We start from the raw sequence: 22338 nt of genomic DNA on the forward strand, positions 1-22338 counted from the left end.
TGCTCCTAACCTGTCGATAGCTCAGATGTTTATACAATCCCCTGAATTTAAAATCTTAAACAAGCTTGCAAATGGACCTTATTTACACCTGCAATACAGGATGAATATTCATTCGACAACGATGAAAAAGGGCGTGCCTGATCGGCCCGCCCTCTCTATGCTTCATGCTAATTGTATTATTCTTTTTCGTCTGCGTCATCTGACTTTTCATTGATCACTTCAGGCTCAGCATCAGCATCGGTCGTATCCGGCTCTTCCGGCATTTCTTCCGGAGGAGTAACTGAAACGATCGTCGTATTTTCATCTTCTGTAATTTCGTAGTTTCTAGACGCTTTTAAGTCACTAACCATTACACTGTCCCCGATACTCAATTCAGAAACATCAACGACGATTTCCTCTGGAATATCACCTGGTTTCGCACGTACAGCCAACTCATAAAGCGGCTGTTGAACGACACCACCTTCTTTACTCCCGGCTGCTTCTCCTTCAAGACGGACAGGAACTTCAACATCCATCTCTTCAGACATATCCACGATGTAAAAGTCCGCATGAATCAGTTCATCTTTTATTGGATCCACTTGGTATTCGTGAAGCATGACATCCACCTTGTTTTTACCATCAACATCAAGGGATATTATCGCGTTCTTCCCTTCATCACGAACAGTTTTAAGTAACTCTATGCTGCTAACAGCAACCGTGATCGGTTCCTTATCCTTCCCATATACGACACTTGGAACATTTCCTTCCAGACGTAGTTCACGGGTTACGGATTGCTTGAGATTTTGTCTTTGATTTGCTTTTAATGTAGTAGCCAAATTAATCAACCTCCAGTAATTTACCAATCATTCATTCAGTTTCCCGTTATTCACAAGAGTTAAACCTCTATTCAGAAATTAATCAAATAAAATGCTAATGGATTGACGCTCATGGACGCGAATAATTGCCTCACTAATTAAACCAGCAACAGATAGTTCTGTAATCTTCTCACTTGCCTTCTCTTCTCCAAGCGGAATCGTATTAGTCACCACAAGTTCTTTAATCTTGGAGTTATCAATACGCTCGATGGCCGGTCCAGATAAAACCGGGTGAGTACAACAAGCATAGACATCTTTGGCCCCGTTCTCCACAAGGGCATTGGCCGCAAGAGTGATCGTACCTGCTGTATCGATAATATCATCAATCAAAATGGCAGTTTTCCCTTCGATATTACCGACAATATTCATGACTTCCGCAACGTTCGGTCGAGGACGCCGCTTATCAATAATCGCAATCGGCGCCTTGAGACGATCCGCCATCTTGCGTGCACGTGTCACTCCACCATGGTCAGGGGATACCACGACAACATCATCAAAATTCTTTTCTTCAAAGTAGTCGGATAAAATTGGCACTCCGACAAGATGATCGATCGGCAAGTTAAAGAACCCTTGAATCTGTGGAGCGTGAAGATCAAGCATCAGCACACGGGAGGCACCTGCGGTTTCAAGCAAGTCCGCGATCAGTTTAGCGGTGATCGGCTCTCGAGCCCGTGCCTTACGATCCTGCCTTGCATACCCATAATAAGGCATAACAATATTGATGGTTCTTGCGGACGCACGTTTCAATGCATCGATCATAATTAAGAGTTCCATGATGTGTTGGTTAACGGGCTCACAAGTGGATTGAACAACGTACACATCACACCCACGGATACTTTCTTCTATGTTGATTTGAATCTCGCCGTCACTAAAACTTGTGACTGTACATTTACCTAGCTCGACTCCGATGTTATCAGCAATTTCCTTCGCTAACTCAGGATTTGAGTTAAGTGAGAATACTTTCAGTTTTGAATCCTTATATCCAGTTGCCATGGATGGAACCCTCCGTTAATCTTTTTTGATCGATTTCATTTTAGTGGCGTATCCTTCTTTGTTCGTCTGACGAGAACGTGCGATGGACAAGGCCTCTGATGGGACATCTTCATTAATGGTAGAACCTGCAGCGACATACGCTCCTTTTCCAACTTTCACAGGAGCGATCAAGTTTGAATTGCATCCGATAAATGCATCATCCTCAATGGTCGTTAAGTGTTTATTTTTTCCATCATAGTTGACCGTAATGGTGCCGCAACCGATGTTCACACCGCTCCCTACTTCAGCATCACCAATATAACTTAAATGGGAGGCTTTGCTGCCATTGCCAAATGCCGCCTTCTTCACTTCAACAAAATTCCCAACTTTCACATCATCCCCCAGGTTTGACTGTGGTCTAATGTGTGCAAATGGACCAATTTGAACACGTGCTCCAATCCGGCTGTCAGCAGCCGCACTTTGCTTAACAGTCGTCTCAGCACCTACATGGCAATTGGTAATCGTCGTATGAGGTCCAATAACGGCATCATTTTCAATGAATGTTGTACCTTCCAGCACACTACCAGGGTAGATAACGACATCCTGGCCAATCTCAACATCTGGTCCGATATAAGTTTGATCAGGATCAACAAGCGTTACACCATTTCTCATATGTTGCTCGTTAATTCGTCTCTTCATTAATTTTTCTGCTTTTGATAAAGCCACGCGGTCATTAACTCCTAGAGATTCAGAGAATTCAGGCGTTTGATAAGCACTGATTGTTTCTCCACGACCTTTTAAAATTTCTATAACATCTGGGAGATAATATTCCCCTTGAACATTATCATTAGAAACGTTTTTAAGCGCTTCAAACAACATAGCATTATCAAAACAATAGGTGCCTGTATTTATTTCCTGAATGGCCTGTTCCTCTTCAGAAGCATCTTTTTGCTCAACAATCCGTTCTACTTGGCCATTTCCTCCCCGAATGACACGCCCATACCCGGTTGGATCTTCGGCGTGAGCGGTTAGAATCGTTGCCTTTGCCTTTTCAGCATCATGATGATCAATCAATTTCTGCAAAGTTTCACCTGTCAACAATGGAGTATCTCCACAAACAACAACAGTGGTCCCTTCTCGATCCGCTAAAATATCATCAGCTTGCAAGACAGCGTGACCTGTCCCCAATTGCTCCTCCTGAATGACATAATGGCTATCCTCACCAAGCTGGTCCTGAACTTTTTCAGCACCAAAACCTACAACAGTAATTAATTCCTTCAAATCTAATGTATTCAACTGGTCGACAACATGCTGGACCATCGGTTTGCCGCATACAGGATGCAAAACTTTGTAAAGTTTTGACTTCATACGCGTACCTTGGCCAGCGGCTAAAACGACAGCATATCTATTAGTCATGAAAACGTACCTCCATCCTCAATATCCACTTTGAATCATATCTTAATACCAAGGTGATTTCAACATGGAGGACACAGCCCAACTGAATTTATCAAGTCTGCAATCAATGATGTTAAGTATTACCTGGACATCAAAAAAAGAGCCTAACCTTTTCAGGGCTAGACTCTTGGTGTGCAATAAGTATTAGGAAGCTCCAGCTTCTTCAAATTCCGCCTCAGCTTCAGCCTCATCACCCGCACGGTGATAGGCTTCAAGTACAGCGTCTTGAATCTTTCCACGAGTACCTGAATTTATTGGATGTGCAATATCACGAAACTCCCCATCCGGAGTGCGCTTGCTCGGCATTGCTACGAACAGCCCATTGTTGCCATCAATCACCCGTATGTCATGGACAACAAACTCCTGATCCAAGGTAATAGAAGCAATTGCTCGCATTCTTCCATCGGTATTCACGCGTCGCAGTCTTACGTCAGTTACTTCCATTAGAATTCACCACCTTTTATGCAAAAGAACTTATGTAAAACAAATTCCACAAAACGGGAAAAATTCCTGCTATATTTCTAAAAAATTTTTATGATTCTGTTTATTTTGTAATTAAATGGGGGTCGTACCATGAAAAAAGACCCTCATACAAAAGGATGAGGGTTTTTTTACACTAAATCATTAAATTTTATTTAGTAAATTTCCTGGACGAACTTCAATAGACCCCCGTCTTTCATCCGCATTTACGATTTGGACAACAGACAAGTAATCATCGACCACTCGATCTTCTTCTTCATCTTCAGCTTCAGCAAGAACTCCAATTCCAGCCAATTCAGCATCAAACTCCATTAATAGGTTTCTCATCCCATTAATAGTTCCTCCCGCTTTCATGAAATCATCTATGATACAGACACGGGAGCCTTGAGACAATGACCTTTTGGTAAGGACCATGGTTTGAATTTTGCGGGTGGAACCAGAAACATAGTTGATACTTACCGTGGAACCTTCAGATATTTTCGGGTCCCTCCTGGCAATGACAACCGGAACATTCAAAAAAGATGCAACCGCATATGCAAGAGGAATTCCCTTTGTAGCGACAGTCATGACCACATCGATATCCTTGTTACGAAAAGCTGAGGCGAAAAGTTTGCCAATGTTACGGGTCGTTTCCGGGTCTCCAAGCAAATCACTCATGAATAAATAGCCACCCGGAAGAAGGCGGGCTGGGTCTTCTAATTTCTCACAGAGTTCTTCAACGAAACGGCTGCTCCCCTCTAAAGAAAATGCAGGGATATATTTCACACCACCAGCCGCACCAGAAATTGTCTCCAAGTAACCGATCCCTTCATGCTGAAACATCTTATTGATGATGCCGAGATCTTCACTGATGGAAGATTTCGCTGCATCAAATTTCTCCGAGAAAAAAGGAAGGGAGATGAGATTCCGTGGTCGATCGAGAATATAATGTGTCATGGCGACAAGCCTTTCGCTCCTTTTCATAACAAAGCACCTCTAAATCCGAATATTTTCATTAAATATAACAAATTCGTACGTTATTTATCAAGTGGTTCTCTGTATCCCAGTAGACGGACCATATAAACTTCTGTGCAGAAGCCTTTAAGACTGTTATAAATTCTTTGAGCACGAGCATCATGTTCCACAAGAGAAAATACAGTCGGACCGCTGCCACTCATCAATACAGCATCTGCACCAGCCTGTGACATTAGCTCCTTGATTTGACCAACTTCTTCATGCATTTCTAGGGTTACACCTTCAAGCGTATTGCCTACATGGGTACAAATTTCTCGATAATCTCCATTTTTAAGAGCCGCCACCATCGCCTTCGTGTTAGGGTGTTCTGCCTTCTCTACATCCAGATTCTGATAAACAGATTGAGTAGAAACGCCGAGAGTAGGTTTAGAAAGAACCACCCAGCAAGGAGGAGGGGCTGGTATTGACTGTATCTTCTCTCCTCGTCCAGTAGCGAGAGCCGTCCCTCCGTACACACAAAAAGAAACATCAGAACCGATTTCTGCACCAAGGACCGCCAATTCATCAAGACTCAAACCTAAATTCCACAAACGGTTTACTCCTCTTAATACAGCGGCAGCATCACTGCTACCACCAGCCAGACCAGCAGCCACGGGGATATTCTTTTCAATATAAATTTTAACTCCCTTGCGTACATCATACCGATTCTTGATTAATTGGGCGGCTCGATAGGCTAAATTTCGCTCGTCATTGGGGACAAAGCGGCTTTCTGATTCCACTCTAATTTCATTTTCAGAGAGAAGAGACAATTCAATTCGATCTGCAAGATCTACCGTTGTCATGACCATTTCTACTTCATGGAAGCCGTCCGGGCGTTTATGTAAAACATCAAGAGACAAATTAATCTTCGCAGGGGCTTTTTCGAGTATTTGCATGCAAGCACCTCATATTCAATAAGATTCTGAAAGCATTGTACCATACTTGTAAGCTGCAAAGTGAGCTGATATGAAAGCAAAAAACCCCTGGCGCTAGGAGCACCAGGGAAAAGTACTTACTGTTGGTTTTTCACCATTTGTTCTTCTGCCATTTGGATTGCTCTTTTTACCATATTTCCTGCATCCCGCCCAGAGATGCCGCCCCATCCGTCCTTTTCTACCTTGTCGTAAAACCCAAGTTCTTTCGCGATCTCTTCTTTCAACGAATTGGACATCATGCTGCGCTTACGTCCCATCGTCTTCAGCTCCTTTCGCTTTCACTAAGGTAACGACAACCCTAGTATGTGCGTTTGGTCGACAAGACAAGCACGGTAGTTGTATGTAATGTTGGTAATGATTCCTTTTCTATAAAAGCATTTTAAATTGAATGCTTTTCCATGATATAGACAAAATAAAAAAGCAGCAAACGAAAGGTTTACTGCTCAAGTGCCATAGTCTGTAGGTCATCGAAGTTCAATTCGACTGTCTCTGTAAGTACATCTGCATAGCTGTAAGATACACGTTCAAAAGCATTTTCTTCTTGATCAAGCTCTACAATGAAAACAGCAGGATAAGTCTCTGCCAATACACCAGAACGCTCAATTGTTTTACGGCGCCCGCCGTTTGCTTTCAATGTAAGACGCTTGCCAATTTGCCCTTCAAGGGACTGCTTGATTTCTACTAACGTTTTAGCCACTGCACTCCACCTCACTGTATATTAGGATATCACAAAGATTGGACAAAGTCAAATAAAATTATTAATTATACCAACTGTGCTAAAACAATGCAACAGAAGGGTATAAATAATCGGTCCCGATTAGCTTATCCATTTAAAGGAAAACTATGTAATCTTTTTTATTTTTCTATGATATCGCGTGTTTTCTCCTCTCCTCCCTGCAAGAATAATTCTTTTTTCTTTGATTTCCCATACTAAAAAAATTGAATACCCTCTTATACCCCTAAGCTAAAATAGAGGGACCTTATTTTCTTTCCCATGGAGGAGCCTGCCTTACATGAGCAAAGATGGATACGTCCCTATAGTCTTAGATAATTAAAAAGCCGCCATAGGTAAATGGCGACAATTAAGTTTCTTCCTTATTTTCTTCTTCGGTTTGATTTTCTGTATATGGCATCCCAATACGCAGAAGCCCTTTCGTTTCAATTCCACCGAGACCATCTTCCCCACTTACAGTATTACGTATAACTTCCCAAATGTTAATATGATCCATAAAGGAGGTATAAGCCACTCGGGCCGCTACATAGACGGGGTCTATGGCATGGATGTTGACTCTTGCAGGTGAACTGGCAAAATTAGCCCCTGCTCTGATGATGGACTCAAAGTGCGATTGACACGCACCAGCAAATAGGACAAGCTGGTCAAAGTTGGGGTATTTTCTTCTAATATTACGGACTGCTTCCACAAAATACTTCGAATGACGGTAGGATTCTAATTCTCTGACCGTACCCTTGGCCTTTGAATAAGAATCGTGTCCTGTCAATACGACAATTTCCGGGTGGACTTTCTCTATTAAAGGCAGTACTTGGTTCGGCATCTCTTTTTCATGGAGGTACTGACCATGGACTTGTAACCCTAATTGCTCATATAAGGCAATACATTTCTTTAGAAATAACGGGTCCCCGTCTATATGGAGAATACGGGGCGGGATTTGGAAATAGTTTGTTTCTTTAGCCTTCGTATACCCACTCCCGGCCTCCGCTTCTCTCTTTTCTTTTAACAGCCTGTAATCCTGTCGAAATAAACGATAGGAGTAGGCCTCCTTCTTATCCACTTCACTTTTTCTCCGATGGTATTCGGCACCGGTCACTTTTTCAAGATCATCGAGAGGGGCATCGGCCTCGAGACGTACGTGTTCGCCCATCAATTTTAAGAGCTGTCCCGTCTCTGTCTTCACTCGAAAAATGATGTCGTGCTTATAAGATTTCCGTGTGACTAGGTCTCCACTTGATATCATTATTCCCCACCTCACTCTATACACTACTTTTAGTGTATGTGTGACTATGGGCTTTGTGTCTATTTCACGTTACTTATATAAAACATTGGCGAGATCAGCAAACTCCTGCATCGTCAAAGATTCTCCCCGTCTCGAAGGATCGATATCAACTTTCTCAAGACAGTTTCTTAACTCTTCCTTATTCTTTTCTCCTTTAAAATGACGGGCTAAGTTATTCATCAATGTTTTTCTTCGTTGTCCAAATGTCGCCTTTACAACATCAAAGAAAAATTCCTCATCTTCCACTTCGACTGGCGGCTCTTTTCTCATTTCAAGGTGAAGTACGGAAGAGTCCACATTAGGTTGTGGCATAAACACGGTCTTAGGTACATTCAGTACGACTTTTGCCTTTGTATAATATTGAACGGCGATGGAAAGAGAGCCGTAACTTTTGGTATTCGGTTCCGCAGCCATACGATCTGCCACTTCCTTTTGAATCATTACTGTAATACTGTCAATCGGTAGACGATCCATTAACAGCTTCATTAAAATAGGAGTCGTAATATAATAAGGAAGGTTTGCTACCACACGGACAGGCTGATCCGGTTTGAAATGATCCGATATCATCTGGGAAACATCTGCCTTTAGAATATCTTGGTTAATCACCTCAACATTCTCATAAGTCCCAAGTGTTTCTTCCAGAATTGGGAGAAGCCGCTGATCGATTTCAAAAGCTACTACTTTATCAGCATGCTGGGCAAGCTGTTCTGTCAATGCACCGATTCCAGGTCCAATTTCAATGGCACCTGCTGTGCGGTCAATTCCTGCCTCACTTATGATGTTTTTTAAAATGTTCACATCAATCAAGAAGTTCTGCCCTAAACTCTTTTTAAATGAGAATCCATACGTCTGCAGGATCTCTTTTGTCCTAGTCGGTGTAGCTACTGCTTTACTATTCATTTCTTTCCTCCTGAATAATTTGATTCATCACTCGATCAAGCTGTTTTGAGGTAATGTGGAACATATTTAAGCGTTTTAATAATTGTTTGCCATTTGTCTTGCCGATGTTAAGGACAACCCCCAGCCTTTCCCGTCGCTTAGACGATTGAGACCCTCCGATCAGACCATAGTCGATCAAGTCCTGCTTCGTGATCTCCCCTTCATGGATATCAACAAGTTCATATATAGCGGATAATGCTTCTTGTATATCTGAAATTGAAGCATGCTCAATCCCGATCCCTTTATCATGTTTCGCCCGGGCTTTCTCTTTCGGCAAAAAGGCATGTTTACAATCGGGGACATGTTGGGTGACAATATGTCTGATCCGTTCGCCCGGATAATCCGGATCCGTAAAAATAATCACTCCTCTTTTGTTCTGGGCATGCTTAATTTGCTCGATAACAGCTTCATCAATTGCAGAACCGTTAGTTTCAATGGTATCTGCATCTACAGCACTTTTAATTCTCGCTGTATCATCTTTCCCTTCTACAACGATGACTTCTTTTATTTTCACATTCTTTCCTCCTGTAGCGTTCCTTTCATCATCGTTCCATATCATACCATGAGTATATACACGAAAAAAGCAGAGGAACAGTCCTCTGCTATCTTCATTAATCTAGTATTTTCACTTTCACATTTTTTGAACCAAAGTTTAGAGCCTGGCTTTTCGAAGGCACAAACAAGTCAATACGATTCCCACTAATAGCTCCACCAGTATCTCCAGCAATGGCATGGCCATATCCTTCCACCCAAACGCGGCTCCCTAATGGAATAACGCTAGGGTCAACAGCTACGACCTTTTTGTCAGGATTCGCCTTTAAATTGATTCCTGTTGCCGTGACTCCAGAACACCCTGAACAATCGGCTGTATAGGCAGTCGCATGCATATACAAAGTTTTTGCTCCGCTTGTATCGTTCCTTGATACTGTGGTTGAAGCCTGTGAAGCCGTACTTTTAGATGAACTTGACACACTGGAGGAAGAGCTGGAAGACGGTGTAGAAGCAGAAGCAGTCGCTTTTTCCTCCACTTTAGTACCTAAAGCAACCACTTCCTTTTTACTTTCCTTCTCCACGTTCTCTTCCACTAGCTCCCTGCTCGTTTCTTCCCCGTTTTTAAGGACCACTTCATATTCCTTGGTGACTAACCCTTTTTCACCAGAGGAGACCACTTTCTTTTCTCCTTTCGGAAGAGAGCCGTCTTTCTTCGTTTCAACTGTATAGTCCACTTCCTCTTCCACGATATCAGTCACTTTTTCAACCCTGGTAATGGTTACTGGTTTATCAGATGGGAGTGGATCATTTGGATCAAGATTCATTTCATCAAGCTTGTTAAGTTCAACCCCCTGATCTTCAAGTAGTTCAGATACAGTTGAGGCCGTGCTCCAAACTTTTTCGGAATCCTTTCCATCCTTTAAGGTAACTTGGAACGCTTTTTGGACTTCAATATCCATCCCTTGTTCAATACGGGTGTCTTGGTCGTGGGAGACTTCATCCCTCTCCTCGAACTCAAGACCCTCCTGCTCAAAGAATTCCCCTACGGTAGAGGCTGTTGTATAGTATTGCTCTCTATGATTACGATCGATGGCTAGATTGATAGACTTAGATGCTATGTAAGTGACATCCATTCCATACTTAACCGGATCGGTTAACTTATGTGATAATTCATCATGTTGCTGAACAGTGACACCGAGTTCTGATAATAATTCTTCGATAGTATCTGCATGAGTGCGTATCAGTTCTTTCTGTCCATTTTGTGTCACTTGCACGGAAGCTTTGGTAGCTTCATACGAAACGGTTACTAAAAAGGCGATGCATAGGACGGCAATCACAGTTGCCCATACCATCATGTGACTAATGGCTGACTTTAATCTATTCCCTATTTTCATCCTTTGGCCTCCTTTCTAAAGCACGCGTTTTATTGTAGTCAAGTGACAAACCCGTGTCAAATGAATCTCCTTAAAGCAAAAAGAGGAGCCAGTTTGACCATCACTGACTCCTCTATTATGCTATTTTACCTAGATAATTAACATAACAGACATGTTACAATTCCCATACAATTGGACGATGTTTGTAACATAGCTGCCAAAGTCCCCTTCTTTACGACTGAATTCCAAAAAATTCGAGAGCATTCGATGTCGTCACCCTGCTCACTTCTTCATAGGATACTTCTTTCAGTTCCGCAATTTGTTCGGCCACAAGTTTCACGTAAGCGGGCTCATTTCTCTTTCCACGATTTGGATGTGGAGCAAGGAATGGGCAGTCTGTTTCAACTAACAAGTGTTTTAATTCGACTGATTTAGCCACTTCCTTCGGTAACTTGGCATTCTTAAACGTAACAGGACCTCCGAGAGAAATCATGAAATTCATATGAATACATTCATGAGCCGTCTCAACAGGACCGCTGTAGCAGTGCATAATCCCTCCCACTTCTGCTGCATTTTCCTCTTTTAGTATATCAACAATATCTTCTGTCGCTTCCCTGTTATGAATAATGATTGGCATGTTCACTTTCTTCGCCAATCGGATTTGTTTTCGAAATACCTCTTTCTGAACCTCTTTCGGGGATTTATCCCAATGATAATCAAGCCCCATCTCACCAATTGCTACCACTTTAGGGTGTGCGGACAATTCTTCAATCCACTGGAGGTCTTCTTCCGTCATATCAATGGCATCTACAGGGTGCCATCCGACAGCGGCATATATATGTTCATACCTCTCTGCAAGCTCCATGGCTTTCGGTATGGTCTTTCTATCAAACCCAACGACTGTCATATAGTGGACTCCTGCTTCACGAGCCCGCTCAATCGTTTCTTCCAGATCCTCTTCAAATTGATCTGCATTCAAATGAACATGTGTATCAAATAGCATCCATACCCCACCTCTATCTTGATTACTTCTCTTTTATAAAGTCTCCATTTAAAAAAAGGAAAGCGCTGTTAAGAGCTTTCCCTTTTTATTTGAACGTTATTTCACTTTCGTACCATTCGCCAATGCCTGATCTACGGAGGCTAAAGATAGACCGCCTTCATCTTCACCAGCAAGGATCATTCCTTGTGATAATTCACCACGAAGTTTGACCGGCTTAAGATTAGCTACGCAAATGACCTTTTTACCTACAAGATCTTCTGGTGCGTAGTGTTGAGCAATTCCGGAGATGACTTGTCTCTGCTCATAACCAAGGTCCAATTGAATTTTCAAGAGTTTATCTGCTTTTTTCACCTTGTCTACTTTCAATACTTCAGCTACACGGAAATCAAGCTTCATGAAATCATCAATCGTTACTTCTTCGGAATCGACCTGTTCCTCCTCTTTCTTTTCTTCTTTTGGAGGGGTTGGTTTCTTCATCATATCCTTGATGATCTGTGTTTCTTCCTCGGCATCAAGGCGAGGGAAGATAGGTTGATCTTTCTGTACTTTTGTACCTGTTGGAATTCGCCCGAACTCGTTCAAACTGTCCCAAGCCTTATGATCGTCTGCTGTCACACCCAATTGTTGGAAGATCCGTTCAGGGGTTTGGGTTAAGAATGGTTGTAACATGACACCAATCTGACGAAGCGACTCTGCCAGGTGAGCCATAACATTCCCAAGCCGTTGTCTTTGGTTTTCATCTTTAGCAAGGACCCAAGGCTGAGTTTCATCGATATATTTGTTTGTTCGGCTGACAAATTTCCAAAGATTCGAGAGAGCTACAGAGAACTCCATATTTTCAAGGGAATCTTCTACTGACTTTCTTGTTTCTTCCGCAATTTGTTCAAGATTTTGATCAAATGAGTCTTCTCCCAACTCCAATTCTGGGATTTCACCATCGAAATATTTACTGATCATGGCGACTGTACGGTTTAATAGGTTCCCTAAATCGTTTGCAAGATCATAATTAGTCCGCTCAACGAATGCTTCTGGTGTAAACACTCCATCAGATCCGAACGGCACTTCACGGAGCAAGTAATATCTGAGGGCATCCAAACCATAGCGATCACTCAGCTGCACCGGATCAACAACGTTCCCTTTCGACTTGGACATTTTTCCATCTTTCATAAGAATCCATCCGTGTGCAAATACCTTTTTCGGTAACGGAAGATCCAGTGCCATCAGCATAATCGGCCAGTAAATAGTATGGAAACGGACGATTTCTTTCCCAACCAGCTGGACGTCTGCCGGCCAGAACTTTTGGTAGCGGGAGTCATCCTCACTATCGAAACCAAGCGCTGTAATGTAGTTACTTAGCGCATCAATCCAAACATAAATGACGTGCTCTTCATTCCCAGGCACACCGATTCCCCAGTCAAAGGTCGTACGCGAGACAGCAAGGTCCTCGAGGCCAGGCTTAATGAAGTTATTGATCATCTCATTTTTACGACTTTCCGGCTGGATAAAGGTCGGGTTCTTTTCATAGAACTCCAATAATTGATCCACGTAGTTACTCATTTTGAAAAAGTAAGATTCCTCTTTTACTTTTTCTACTTCGCCACCACAGTCCGGACAGCGGCCGTCTTCCAGCTGTCGTTCTGTAAAGAAGGATTCACACGGCGTACAATACCATCCTTCATACTCATCCAAATAAATGTCGCCTTTTTTCATTAAGTAATCAAAAATCTTTTCCACCACTACCTTATGGCGATCTTGTGTCGTACGAATAAAGTCGTCATATGAAATGTCGAGCTTATCCCACAACTGTTTAATTCCACTCACAATCTCATCTACGTACGCTTGTGGAGAAACACCTTTCTCCTCTGCTTTCCGCTGAATCTTTTGGCCGTGCTCATCCGTTCCTGTCAAATACATGACATCGTATCCTCGTAAACGCTTGTAGCGAGCCATAGCATCCCCCGCTACTGTCGTATATGCATGTCCAATATGCAAATTCCCGCTGGGATAATAGATAGGTGTAGTAATATAAAAGGTCTTGTTTTCCTCAGGCATCCTGTTCCCTCCTCAAAAATCTTCATACCATACGCCATAAAAGGTCATGGTATCATTCTATCGATTTATCTCCTTTATTTCCATTCCTAACATTAAAATATACCGAATTTTACTTAAAACTGTCAAAAGAACCAAACATTATAATTCCACATCTGTAAATACTCTGGTAAAATGATATGTATAAAGTGAAATTGGATAAACCAACCAAATATGGGATAGGTAACTTTTGGCGTTAGAGGAAGAGGCCTGTGGAAAACGCTTTTCTAACACTTTTTATATACCTTGTCCAGTATATGGATTTGGAAATTCTTATGCCTTTATTAGTAATTGACACGTCTGGGAATGGTTGGTACTATATTGTCGAGACATATGTCGAAACATGACAGAAAAACTTTTGATTGAGGGGAGACAGAAAAATGAAATCTACAGGTATCGTACGTAAAGTGGACGAACTCGGTCGCGTGGTCATCCCGATTGAACTTCGTCGTACATTAGGAATCAATGAGAAAGACGCGTTGGAGATTTATGTGGACGATGATCGAATCGTTCTTAAGAAATATAAACCCAACATGACTTGCCATGTCACAGGGGAAGTTTCAGATGAGAATTTGAAACTGGCAAATGGCAACCTTGTCCTTAGCAAAGAAGGCGCTCAAATGCTTCTTCAGGAACTACAAGACAACCTAAAGTAAATAATCATAGAGATAAATAACAAAAGACGATTGACTGGTTATACAAAAAAGAATTTTGACTCATTGACATATGTTAAAGAAACCCCCTTACTGTTCACAGGCCTGACAGTAAGGGGTTTTTAATGGACTTTTACCTTAATATACGATTTCTCCGCCCAACGAGGGGCGATGCCGTTTTAACTTCGTGCGCGCGGAAAAATAACGGTAATCCTCATTTTTCATCCACATGATAAGCTTGATACACTTCCCTTTTAGGAATTCCCCGATCTAAAGAGGCCTGTTTAATAGCTTCTTTATTTCTCATTCCTTCTTCCTCCATGTAATGATCGACATGATCGACAAGAGAAAGGGATGTCCACCAGCTATCTACTTCGCTATCTGTGCCCTGTCCGCCTTCAACAATGACACAAAACTCTCCACGGACTTCCTGGGTGGATGCCCAATCCACCAGTTCTCCTAAATCGCCTCGCACATATTCTTCATAACGTTTTGTTAATTCCCGGACTAATGAAGCCTTTCTCGCTCCAAATACCTCGTACATATGACTCAGCATTTCTTTCAATCTATGGGGTGATTCATAAAAAATCAAAGTAGCTTGAATCGCTTGGAGTTGATCCAAAACAGAGGAGCGGTCTTTCTTTTTCCGTGGTAAAAACCCACAAAAATAAAACTCTTCTGTCGGTAATCCTGAACCGGCAAGAGCCGGTAGAGCTGCGTTCGCCCCTGGAAGTACAACAACTGGAATGTCTACTTCCACGGCTCGTTGTATCAAATCCGTTCCAGGGTCTGAAATTCCAGGCATCCCGGCATCACTGACGATGGCAATACTCTCCCCGCCAAGTACCCTGTCGATTAACTGCGGCCCTTTTGAATGTTTATTGTGTTCATGATAGCTAACTAATGACGTAGATATCTCAAAATGATTAAGCAGCTTTTTTGTATTTCTCGTATCTTCTGCTCCAATCAAATCCACTTCCTTCAAAGTCTTCACCGCGCGAAAAGTCATATCTTCCAAGTTTCCGATCGGAGTAGGGACGATATAAATGATCCCTTTGTTTACACTATGATTAAAGCTCTTTTGAACCTTCATTCATCTTTACTCCTTTTTTTCTGGATTGGATCCACTGTTCTTTCTCTTTCCTTGTCATCCGCTTCATTCGGTACTCCTGACGCAGAGCTTCTGATTTCGTTTGAAACTCTTCATAAGCTTCTAAAACAAGGGGACCTCTTCCCCTAGTATATTTGGCACCTTTTCCGTTTTGATGTTTCTCAAGCCGGGCTTCCAGATTATTTGTGTAACCTGTATAAAGTGTCTCATCATTACATCTAAGTATATAGACAAAATGGTTATTCTCCATAAAGAATTTCCTTTAGTTCCGCCGTGTATTCGTCTTCTTTCGTGAGGGCATATAATGGAGGAAGGATTTTTAGGCCAGGCTTACCGTCCCTCACACCTTCAATCAAAAGAATATTAGCTTCTTTTCCTTCTTTCGGATAGACAAGACGCATCCGCTTCGGTTCCAGTTTATATTTGTTGAATAGCTGGATAATCTCTACCAACCGTTCCGGCCGATGCACCATAGACACTTTACCTCCAGATTTTGCAAGGCGGCTGCATGAATCTATGACTTCTTCAAGACTACAATGGATCTCGTGACGGGCAATCGCCAGATGTTGGTTCAAGTTTTGTTCATCCGCCTTAGGAGTAGGGAAATAAGGGGGATTACATGTCACAAGGTCAAATTTATCATTTCCATAATAAGCAGGCATTTCTTTCAAATCCCCGTGAATGATCTTAAGCTGATCCTTTAACCCATTTAGTTCAATATTGCGAAGGGCCATATCATAAAGTCGTTCCTGTATTTCAACGCCTGTGATTGGAACTTTTGACCGTGTAGAAAGAAATAGGGGGACCACCCCATTCCCTGTACATAAATCAAGGATCTTACCACGTGTCTTGGGTACGTATGTAAAATCAGCCAGTAAAACAGCATCTAGTGAAAAAGCAAACACGCTGGGACTCTGAATAATCCGCATATTCTCTTTCGCTAATAAAAAATCGATTCGTTCATCACCGTATAATTGAACCATCTAATGTTTTCCTTTCTATCTTTTCCACCTTTATTATGAATAGCTCCCTCATCCAAATATGTTTCGAGACATTTTTTTGAGCAGATGATGGATGGGAAAAGAGTATGGATATAAAGAGAGCCCTTCCTCGGATGAGCAAGGAAAGGCTTGGACCTGGAATTATTTCTTTTTATTCAAGAAAGATAAACAAAACAGACAATCTTCATCTCTAGGACTGCCAAAATGCAGATTACAAATATGAAAGCCCTCTTCATATAGTCGTGCCAGATTATCATAACCTTCTCCAACGACTGCACCCTTGTCCTGTTTTGGCTCTGATGATGAGACTGTTTGTTCTTTTTCTTCCTCTTTCTCTAACCGTTGTCGCAAGTGATGATTTTCAAGCGATAAATGTTGGTTTTCTTCTAAGAGATAGGCAAGCTGTTTTTTTAAATCGCCAAGTTGTTCATATAGCTCACCGATTTGGCTTTCAAAATGGGATACTTGTTCAAATATGGCTTTCTTGTTCACGCTCGTCTCCACCCTTTATTCTGAGGCTTCGGTTTGAAGAACTCCCTCATCGATCAGTTCTTGAAGAGAGTATTCAAGGACACGCTCCTTGTCGCGGAATTCAATCTGTACCATACGTTCCAACATATTGAGACCAACGACTTTCCCTTTTCCGAAGGATGTGGCAATACTTTCACCAAGGTCAGGAAGCTCTTTTTTCGCATTTTCGTAATCATCATTTTCATACTTGAGACAACACATTAACCGGCCGCATAACCCGGAAATCTTCGCAGGATTGAGTGATAGATTTTGGTCTTTGGCCATTTTTATAGAAACAGGTTCGAAATCACCTAAAAACGTTGAGCAACAAAGCATCCGTCCACATGGCCCGATCCCCCCGAGCATCTTCGCTTCATCCCTTACACCGATTTGGCGAAGTTCAATCCTCGTCTTAAACACAGACGCAAGATCTTTAACTAATGTACGGAAGTCCACACGGCCATCCGCCGTAAAGTAGAATATGACTTTGTTACGATCAAACGTGTATTCGACATCAACAAGATTCATGTCCAATTTATGTTCACGGATTTTCTTTTCGCAAACCCGGTAAGCTTCGAGAGCGTTGTCTTTGTTTTCATCCACCGTCACTTTATCTTTATCATCTGCCATACGGATGACTTTCTTAAGAGGTAAAACAACGTCTTCTTCATCTATGGATTTATTAGCAATGACAACTTTTCCGAATTCGATCCCGCGTACGGTTTCAACGATGACATAATCATCTGTCGTCATCCGCAATCCCCCTGGATCGAAGTAATATATCTTACCCGCCTGCTTAAATCGGACACCTACAACTTCGATCATTCGATCATCACCTCTGTAGTTGAAGGGTAAGTTGTTCCATCACTAAATTAGGATGGACATTTTGATTTATCTTTCGTTTCGCCTCAAGAATATCCGTTAAAGAGCGTGCTGCAGACTGACGTGACCACCTCATGGACGCCTGATTCAGTTTTTCTCTCTCTGTTGTAAAAACAATTGTTTCTTCCCGGTCCAATAACAGGTTAATCACATCTTGGAACCAGAGCATCAGTACATCGAGACCACGCTGCAACTGCGTACGATCCTTAAAATGAGGCATCCACTGATAGTTGATAAACAAAAGTCCTTCATTTGGTTTATTTTGAAGCACTTCAATTAATTGTATCACTAGTTTTCGCACATTCGCAAACCACTCATCTTCATTCATCTCAAGCGCTTCTGTAAGATTATTCGTTAATGATGAAAGCAGTCTTGCGCTAGACTCTGAAACACCCGCTTCGGCTAATTTTTCCTGGACACGGGCCGGGTTCAAAGGTTGAAAAGCCAGTAACTGACAGCGGGAGCGAATCGTATCCAGTATCGTTGGACCACTTTCTGTTAATAGCATCGCAGTCGTTTGCTGACTCGGTTCTTCTAAAAATTTCAACAAACGATTGGAAGCATTCACCGTCATTTTGTCAGCATCAACAATGATATATACTTTTCTATTTGATTCCAGACCTGTATACGTAAATTCTTTCTGCAAATGGAGAATTTGTTCTTTCTTTATGGACTGTCCATCCGGCTCAATCCAATGAAGGTCCGGATGGTTACCAGAGTCAATCCGATGACAGTCCCTGCAATTTTGACAAGGTTCTTCTCCATCCCGGTGTTTGCAAAAAATGCTCTTCGCAAAAAGGGTACTCATTTCCTTTTTCCCTGTTCCACGATTCCCTTGGAAAAGATAAGCATGGGAGATACGATCTTTTTTAAAACTATTCACCAGCATTTGGGCAGCTAAAGGCTGAATGTCTTTCATTTGTGTCCACGTCTGCATACTACTTCCGTCCTTACGTGTATAAATTAATCAGCAAACCCTTGATTTCACCGATCAGTCCTAAAAGAACGACGGTACGCTTTTCCTGATCCATAACGGCCTCTGTCAGCTCAGCAAGCTTCTCATCAACAGATTCAACAATCGTCAGTTTGCGGGTCTGACCGTAAGCGTTCCAACTATGGGAATGCTTTAATTTCCTCCCATACTGAACAGAGTCCTTCATAAACTCTTTAATCAAACGTTTGTATTTCGCCAAATCACGGAAGGAACGGGCCCTAGCGACCCGTTCTCCCTGTGACGTAATGTTCTTCATCAATTGATTTAACTGGGCTTCCTGAAGCTGTCTGGATTGATATTGGACCATCGCATCGAAATTAGGTTTCCCGTTTAATTGATGAGGGGGTTGCTTCTTCCTCCCATCTATCTGTGCACGTATATCCTGACTGATCTTCATACTAGAGTCCCTTCTTATTTAAAACTGGAAGAAAGAATCGACCGGCAGGATGAAAACAGTGGCTCCTCCCACCTCGACCTTCACCGGTTTTGGAATATAAGAGTCAGCATTTCCCCCCATTGGAGAAATTGGAGCAACCATCTGTTCACGCTGGCTGCAGTTTTTCTTAATAATATCAAGAGCATCGTCCACTTCGTCGTCATTACAACCAATCATGAACGTTGTGTTGCCTTCTCTTAAAAAACCACCTGTTGTAGATAGTTTCGTCGTTTGAAAATCATTCTCTGCTAAAGCCTCAGTTAAACGATTGCTGTCTTTATCCTGAATCACCGCAATGATCATTTTCATGCCAACATACCCTCCTATTGGGTGTTTTATCCTATTATAACAAATAGGCAGAGTTTATGATGTCAAGTATCCCCTTAATACTCGGGAAGCATCCTCTTTCACAGATTCAAAAGGCCGGCCGGCCTCTATAACTTTTATACGGTCCTTATATTTTTCAGCTAATTGGTGATAGGCCGCATACACTTTCTCATGAAAATCAATACGTTCAAGATCCAGACGGTTCTTTTCTCTCCCCTGATTGGCAGCAATTCTCTCAAGGCCTTCTTCTGGTTTGATGTTAAATAACAATGTTAAATCCGGCATGCAGTCATCAATGGCGAATTCATTCACTTTATACACTTCATCCAAACCAAGCTCACGAGCAGCTCCCTGATAAGCAAGGCTTGAATCTACAAACCGGTCACAAAGCACGATCTTCCCTTCATTTAAGGCAGGAATCACTTTTTCTACTAGATGCTGTCTCCTTGCGGCTGCATACAAAAGTGCTTCTGTACGCCCATCCATCTCCGTGTGGGAAGGGTCCAGGATGACTTCTCTTATTTTTTCGGCGATCCGGATACCACCGGGTTCCCTTGTCTCGAGAACAGAAAACCCCTCTTCTCTTAACTCTTGACCCATTTCTTTTAAAATAGAGGATTTACCAGCACCATCGCCACCTTCGAATGTTACAAACAACCCTTTCACGTTCATTCTCCTTTAAAAACAAGAATTCCTTGTTTCATGTCTATGTTTTGAAAACGCGCCCCTTGCTTTATTAAGTTCTGCACGTTATGGATTTGCTTTTCACCTATACGCTCCCCTTTCATGACTAAAGGAATACCCGGTGGATACGGAATCAAGGCTTCTGCAGCTACACGTCCTTCTGCTTCCACCCACTTAACCTTTTCCACGTTCCTCCCCTGCATGTCAGAGTAGCTGAGTTCCAATTGTTGAATCGTTGGAAACGGGATTTGATCCTCTCTTATTGTAGCACGGTCGGGAACCTTTTTTAATTGGTAATCCACGGTCCTCAGACGAAACTCCAATTGTTCTAGATTAACACTTGGGGCCAAACCGAGTACTAGAAGGACTTGGCTGGAAGTTGCCATTTCCGGAATGACTCCGGACTCGTCCATAATATTAGCTACCTCAAATCCGGTTCCCTTCTTCACATCCAGTGTTAGTTTCAAGGGATCATGGCCTCTGGTCGATTTCACTTCCCATCTATGTCGATAGGAAGAAAAAATCTCCCTTACTCGATTGATATAGGGGAGGAGAAGATTTAAATCCTCCGTTCCCCAGGAGGATAAGTAGGACCTTGCTATATCTAAACTTGCCATCAGAGGATAGGATGGGCTGCTTGATTGAAGCATTTGTAAATAATGACGAATCCGATTTGTATCGACCCTTTCTCCTTGGATGTGTAGATAAGAGGCCATTGTCATAGCAGGAGCCATTTTATGTGCAGACTGTGTCACAACATCTGCCCCTGCAGCTAAAGCAGGCTTAGGGAATGGACCTTCCAGTTGAAAATGGACTCCGTGTGCCTCATCAACAAGCAATGGGATATTATATTTATGAACCACACGTGCAACTTCTTCTAGGTTATAAACCCTTCCAAAATAATCCGGATAAGTAAGAAAAACAGCTTTACTTTCAGGGTATTGCTTCAAAACTTGCTCTACGTCCTCTACACAAACTCGACTATACCTCCCCGTTTCATCTTCGTAACGTGGACTAAGGAAAACAGGGGAGGCACCTGCCAGCTCTAAACCATTCAGTACAGATTTATGACAATTTCGCTGAACAATTATTTGATTCCCAGGGCGACAAACAGCCAAGATCATTGCCAAGTTTCCTACAGTTGTTCCGTTAACAAGAAAGAATGTATGGTCGCAATTAAAGAAATGGCAAGCTAACTCCTGAGCTTCTCGAATTGCTTTTTCAGGTGCGTGAAGATCATCCAGGCCATTCACTTCGGTTGCATCAATATCTAATATCGATTGAAAATGAACCATTGATTCTTTTCCATACACTTTCCCGTACTTATGTCCAGGTACGTGGAAAGACATCGGATTTTTGCTTATATTTCTTTTAAGCGCTTCGTAAAGCGGCTGATTGGTACTACTCAAATGAACACCTTCTTCCATGTACAAGCGTACATAAAAAGCCTTCAGCAAGCAATATGAGAGTGAAACAAATACACAAGCAATTCTTCCCCCTAAAAGGCTTGTCGATCATCCACATGACCAATCTGATATCATAGAGGGGGTAGGCACGGACGGATTAACACTTAATAAGGCTAATTCCTGATAGCGCAAACAAAAAAACTCCACCCATTGAAGGTGGAGCTGTATTCTTCATAGCTGCCCTGTATTATATTAAGAGGGAATCATAGATTTGTGTGCTTTTGCCATTCGTTTCACAAAATACTCATACTTTGGATCATCCGCAGGTGTATTAATCATTTCTTCTTCACATTCTTCACAAATATAGACCCTTAATAAATAAATTCCTTTTTCCGTTTTTTTCTCACAGATACTGCAATGATCTTTATGACTCATTCTATTTCCACCTCCCTTTGTTCCGACGCGCTTTATTTATAGTATCTCCCAATCTATCAACCTTATACATCATTTCTTAAAAAGATAGAGTACCAAGAATGAAAGGAAATTTCCTGATTAAATTCCTAAGAGAGAGGTGCCAAAGAGGTGGGGCTTTGCCTAGACTTGGAAAGGTAATCTATCATTCATCCATACAAAAACAACCCTTCAGGAAAGAATCCTGAAGGGTTGTTGAATGACATGGCGGCGTCCTACTCTCACGGGGGTAAACCCGACTACCATCGGCGCTGAAGAGCTTAACTG

Annotated in this window: 26 protein-coding genes; 1 reads left to right on the forward strand and 25 read right to left on the reverse strand. The window is 42.1% G+C overall.

What is annotated here, in order from left to right; translation table 11 throughout:
* Window positions 1-176 precede the first annotated feature (176 nt).
* From BLW54_RS19185 to metG, 14 genes are all read right to left on the reverse strand, one after another.
* On the reverse strand, window positions 177-815 hold the full coding sequence (locus BLW54_RS19185; RefSeq protein ID WP_035511789.1) for a 50S ribosomal protein L25/general stress protein Ctc: 639 nt from the start codon (window positions 813-815) through the stop codon (window positions 177-179).
* Between the two features lie 78 nt (window positions 816-893).
* The gene (locus BLW54_RS19190; RefSeq protein ID WP_035511787.1) at window positions 894-1847 is read right to left on the reverse strand and encodes a ribose-phosphate diphosphokinase; all 954 of its coding nucleotides are present in this window, start codon (window positions 1845-1847) and stop codon (window positions 894-896) included.
* Window positions 1848-1862: 15 nt separating this feature from the next.
* The gene (gene glmU / locus BLW54_RS19195; RefSeq protein WP_035511786.1) at window positions 1863-3242 is read right to left on the reverse strand and encodes a bifunctional UDP-N-acetylglucosamine diphosphorylase/glucosamine-1-phosphate N-acetyltransferase GlmU; all 1380 of its coding nucleotides are present in this window, start codon (window positions 3240-3242) and stop codon (window positions 1863-1865) included.
* 183 nt (window positions 3243-3425) lie between these two features.
* Window positions 3426-3725 carry a septation regulator SpoVG gene (gene spoVG, locus BLW54_RS19200; protein ID WP_035511784.1) on the reverse strand — a complete coding sequence of 100 codons (300 nt, stop codon included), beginning with the start codon at window positions 3723-3725 and terminating at the stop codon, window positions 3426-3428.
* 180 nt (window positions 3726-3905) lie between these two features.
* Entirely contained in the window at window positions 3906-4724 is an 819-nt protein-coding gene (gene purR, locus BLW54_RS19205) for a pur operon repressor (protein ID WP_074736314.1), read from the reverse strand.
* Between the two features lie 53 nt (window positions 4725-4777).
* Window positions 4778-5650 (reverse strand): 4-(cytidine 5'-diphospho)-2-C-methyl-D-erythritol kinase, encoded by an 873-nt coding sequence (gene ispE, locus BLW54_RS19210; RefSeq protein WP_035511781.1) that lies wholly within the window; start codon window positions 5648-5650, stop codon window positions 4778-4780.
* 116 nt (window positions 5651-5766) lie between these two features.
* Window positions 5767-5946: a small, acid-soluble spore protein, alpha/beta type gene (locus tag BLW54_RS19215; RefSeq protein WP_035511780.1), complete on the reverse strand. Its 180-nt coding sequence runs from the start codon at window positions 5944-5946 to the stop codon at window positions 5767-5769.
* A gap of 179 nt (window positions 5947-6125) precedes the next feature.
* A complete protein-coding gene (veg, locus tag BLW54_RS19220; protein ID WP_035511778.1) occupies window positions 6126-6386 on the reverse strand; it encodes a biofilm formation stimulator Veg in 261 nt (86 codons plus the stop codon).
* A gap of 385 nt (window positions 6387-6771) precedes the next feature.
* Window positions 6772-7662 carry a sporulation peptidase YabG gene (gene yabG / locus BLW54_RS19225; RefSeq protein WP_181949691.1) on the reverse strand — a complete coding sequence of 297 codons (891 nt, stop codon included), beginning with the start codon at window positions 7660-7662 and terminating at the stop codon, window positions 6772-6774.
* 69 nt (window positions 7663-7731) lie between these two features.
* Window positions 7732-8601, reverse strand: a complete 870-nt coding sequence (gene rsmA / locus BLW54_RS19230) for a 16S rRNA (adenine(1518)-N(6)/adenine(1519)-N(6))-dimethyltransferase RsmA (RefSeq protein ID WP_035511776.1) — start codon at window positions 8599-8601, stop codon at window positions 7732-7734.
* Window positions 8594-9154 carry a ribonuclease M5 gene (gene rnmV / locus BLW54_RS19235; RefSeq protein ID WP_074736316.1) on the reverse strand — a complete coding sequence of 187 codons (561 nt, stop codon included), beginning with the start codon at window positions 9152-9154 and terminating at the stop codon, window positions 8594-8596. The genes rsmA and rnmV overlap by 8 nt, the downstream gene beginning before the upstream one ends.
* 97 nt (window positions 9155-9251) lie before the next feature.
* The gene (locus tag BLW54_RS19240; protein ID WP_035511772.1) at window positions 9252-10526 is read right to left on the reverse strand and encodes a G5 and 3D domain-containing protein; all 1275 of its coding nucleotides are present in this window, start codon (window positions 10524-10526) and stop codon (window positions 9252-9254) included.
* A gap of 211 nt (window positions 10527-10737) precedes the next feature.
* The gene (locus BLW54_RS19245) at window positions 10738-11508 is read right to left on the reverse strand and encodes a TatD family hydrolase (RefSeq protein WP_035511771.1); all 771 of its coding nucleotides are present in this window, start codon (window positions 11506-11508) and stop codon (window positions 10738-10740) included.
* 96 nt (window positions 11509-11604) lie between these two features.
* Window positions 11605-13560, reverse strand: coding sequence for a methionine--tRNA ligase (gene metG, locus BLW54_RS19250; RefSeq protein ID WP_035511770.1), 1956 nt, complete (start codon window positions 13558-13560; stop codon window positions 11605-11607).
* Between the two features lie 416 nt (window positions 13561-13976).
* Here metG and abrB point away from each other — a divergent pair, with 416 nt between their 5' ends.
* Complete coding sequence (gene abrB, locus BLW54_RS19255; RefSeq protein ID WP_035511769.1) at window positions 13977-14252, forward strand: transition state genes transcriptional regulator AbrB; 276 nt, start codon at window positions 13977-13979, stop codon at window positions 14250-14252.
* A 211-nt stretch (window positions 14253-14463) separates the two neighbouring features.
* On the opposite strand, the gene rsmI is transcribed toward abrB, so the two are convergent.
* From rsmI to BLW54_RS19310, 11 genes are all read right to left on the reverse strand, one after another.
* Entirely contained in the window at window positions 14464-15342 is an 879-nt protein-coding gene (gene rsmI, locus BLW54_RS19260; protein WP_074736318.1) for a 16S rRNA (cytidine(1402)-2'-O)-methyltransferase, read from the reverse strand.
* A complete protein-coding gene (locus tag BLW54_RS19265; RefSeq protein ID WP_035511764.1) occupies window positions 15320-15610 on the reverse strand; it encodes a GIY-YIG nuclease family protein in 291 nt (96 codons plus the stop codon). The genes rsmI and BLW54_RS19265 overlap by 23 nt, the downstream gene beginning before the upstream one ends.
* On the reverse strand, window positions 15600-16343 hold the full coding sequence (locus tag BLW54_RS19270; protein WP_035511762.1) for a tRNA1(Val) (adenine(37)-N6)-methyltransferase: 744 nt from the start codon (window positions 16341-16343) through the stop codon (window positions 15600-15602). The genes BLW54_RS19265 and BLW54_RS19270 overlap by 11 nt, the downstream gene beginning before the upstream one ends.
* A 159-nt stretch (window positions 16344-16502) precedes the next feature.
* On the reverse strand, window positions 16503-16853 hold the full coding sequence (yabA, locus tag BLW54_RS19275) for a DNA replication initiation control protein YabA (protein WP_035511761.1): 351 nt from the start codon (window positions 16851-16853) through the stop codon (window positions 16503-16505).
* A gap of 15 nt (window positions 16854-16868) precedes the next feature.
* On the reverse strand, window positions 16869-17696 hold the full coding sequence (locus BLW54_RS19280) for a PSP1 domain-containing protein (RefSeq protein WP_035511760.1): 828 nt from the start codon (window positions 17694-17696) through the stop codon (window positions 16869-16871).
* Window positions 17697-17703: 7 nt separating this feature from the next.
* Entirely contained in the window at window positions 17704-18690 is a 987-nt protein-coding gene (gene holB, locus BLW54_RS19285; protein WP_035511758.1) for a DNA polymerase III subunit delta', read from the reverse strand.
* Window positions 18691-18703: 13 nt separating this feature from the next.
* The gene (locus tag BLW54_RS19290) at window positions 18704-19144 is read right to left on the reverse strand and encodes a YaaR family protein (RefSeq protein WP_035511756.1); all 441 of its coding nucleotides are present in this window, start codon (window positions 19142-19144) and stop codon (window positions 18704-18706) included.
* 18 nt (window positions 19145-19162) lie between these two features.
* On the reverse strand, window positions 19163-19492 hold the full coding sequence (darA, locus tag BLW54_RS19295; protein ID WP_035511753.1) for a cyclic di-AMP receptor DarA: 330 nt from the start codon (window positions 19490-19492) through the stop codon (window positions 19163-19165).
* A 54-nt stretch (window positions 19493-19546) separates the two neighbouring features.
* The gene (tmk, locus tag BLW54_RS19300; protein ID WP_035511752.1) at window positions 19547-20176 is read right to left on the reverse strand and encodes a dTMP kinase; all 630 of its coding nucleotides are present in this window, start codon (window positions 20174-20176) and stop codon (window positions 19547-19549) included.
* A 2-nt stretch (window positions 20177-20178) separates the two neighbouring features.
* Window positions 20179-21603 (reverse strand): aminotransferase class I/II-fold pyridoxal phosphate-dependent enzyme, encoded by a 1425-nt coding sequence (locus tag BLW54_RS19305; RefSeq protein WP_083391580.1) that lies wholly within the window; start codon window positions 21601-21603, stop codon window positions 20179-20181.
* 249 nt (window positions 21604-21852) lie between these two features.
* Entirely contained in the window at window positions 21853-22035 is a 183-nt protein-coding gene (locus tag BLW54_RS19310) for a sigma factor G inhibitor Gin (RefSeq protein ID WP_035511749.1), read from the reverse strand.
* Between the last annotated feature and the right edge of the window lie 303 nt (window positions 22036-22338).

The organism is Halobacillus karajensis (genome assembly GCF_900108515.1).
Taxonomy (GTDB): Bacteria; Bacillota; Bacilli; order Bacillales; family Halobacillaceae; genus Halobacillus; species Halobacillus karajensis.

Coding starts and splice junctions, on each gene's coding strand:
- metG (WP_035511770.1), bottom strand. CDS start 13,560: ATGCCTGAGGAAAACAAGACCTTTTATATTACTACACCTATCTATTAT.
- BLW54_RS19270 (WP_035511762.1), bottom strand. CDS start 16,343: ATGGTTCAATTATACGGTGATGAACGAATCGATTTTTTATTAGCGAAA.
- BLW54_RS19240 (WP_035511772.1), bottom strand. CDS start 10,526: ATGAAAATAGGGAATAGATTAAAGTCAGCCATTAGTCACATGATGGTA.
- spoVG (WP_035511784.1), bottom strand. CDS start 3,725: ATGGAAGTAACTGACGTAAGACTGCGACGCGTGAATACCGATGGAAGA.
- ispE (WP_035511781.1), bottom strand. CDS start 5,650: ATGCAAATACTCGAAAAAGCCCCTGCGAAGATTAATTTGTCTCTTGAT.
- holB (WP_035511758.1), bottom strand. CDS start 18,690: ATGCAGACGTGGACACAAATGAAAGACATTCAGCCTTTAGCTGCCCAA.
- BLW54_RS19310 (WP_035511749.1), bottom strand. CDS start 22,035: ATGAGTCATAAAGATCATTGCAGTATCTGTGAGAAAAAAACGGAAAAA.
- BLW54_RS19280 (WP_035511760.1), bottom strand. CDS start 17,696: ATGATCGAAGTTGTAGGTGTCCGATTTAAGCAGGCGGGTAAGATATAT.
- rsmA (WP_035511776.1), bottom strand. CDS start 8,601: ATGAATAGTAAAGCAGTAGCTACACCGACTAGGACAAAAGAGATCCTG.
- BLW54_RS19265 (WP_035511764.1), bottom strand. CDS start 15,610: ATGGAGAATAACCATTTTGTCTATATACTTAGATGTAATGATGAGACA.
- glmU (WP_035511786.1), bottom strand. CDS start 3,242: ATGACTAATAGATATGCTGTCGTTTTAGCCGCTGGCCAAGGTACGCGT.
- BLW54_RS19245 (WP_035511771.1), bottom strand. CDS start 11,508: ATGCTATTTGATACACATGTTCATTTGAATGCAGATCAATTTGAAGAG.
- yabG (WP_181949691.1), bottom strand. CDS start 7,662: ATGATATCAAGTGGAGACCTAGTCACACGGAAATCTTATAAGCACGAC.
- BLW54_RS19190 (WP_035511787.1), bottom strand. CDS start 1,847: ATGGCAACTGGATATAAGGATTCAAAACTGAAAGTATTCTCACTTAAC.
- purR (WP_074736314.1), bottom strand. CDS start 4,724: ATGAAAAGGAGCGAAAGGCTTGTCGCCATGACACATTATATTCTCGAT.
- darA (WP_035511753.1), bottom strand. CDS start 19,492: ATGAAAATGATCATTGCGGTGATTCAGGATAAAGACAGCAATCGTTTA.
- rsmI (WP_074736318.1), bottom strand. CDS start 15,342: ATGAAGGTTCAAAAGAGCTTTAATCATAGTGTAAACAAAGGGATCATT.
- BLW54_RS19215 (WP_035511780.1), bottom strand. CDS start 5,946: ATGGGACGTAAGCGCAGCATGATGTCCAATTCGTTGAAAGAAGAGATC.
- BLW54_RS19290 (WP_035511756.1), bottom strand. CDS start 19,144: ATGAAGATCAGTCAGGATATACGTGCACAGATAGATGGGAGGAAGAAG.
- abrB (WP_035511769.1), top strand. CDS start 13,977: ATGAAATCTACAGGTATCGTACGTAAAGTGGACGAACTCGGTCGCGTG.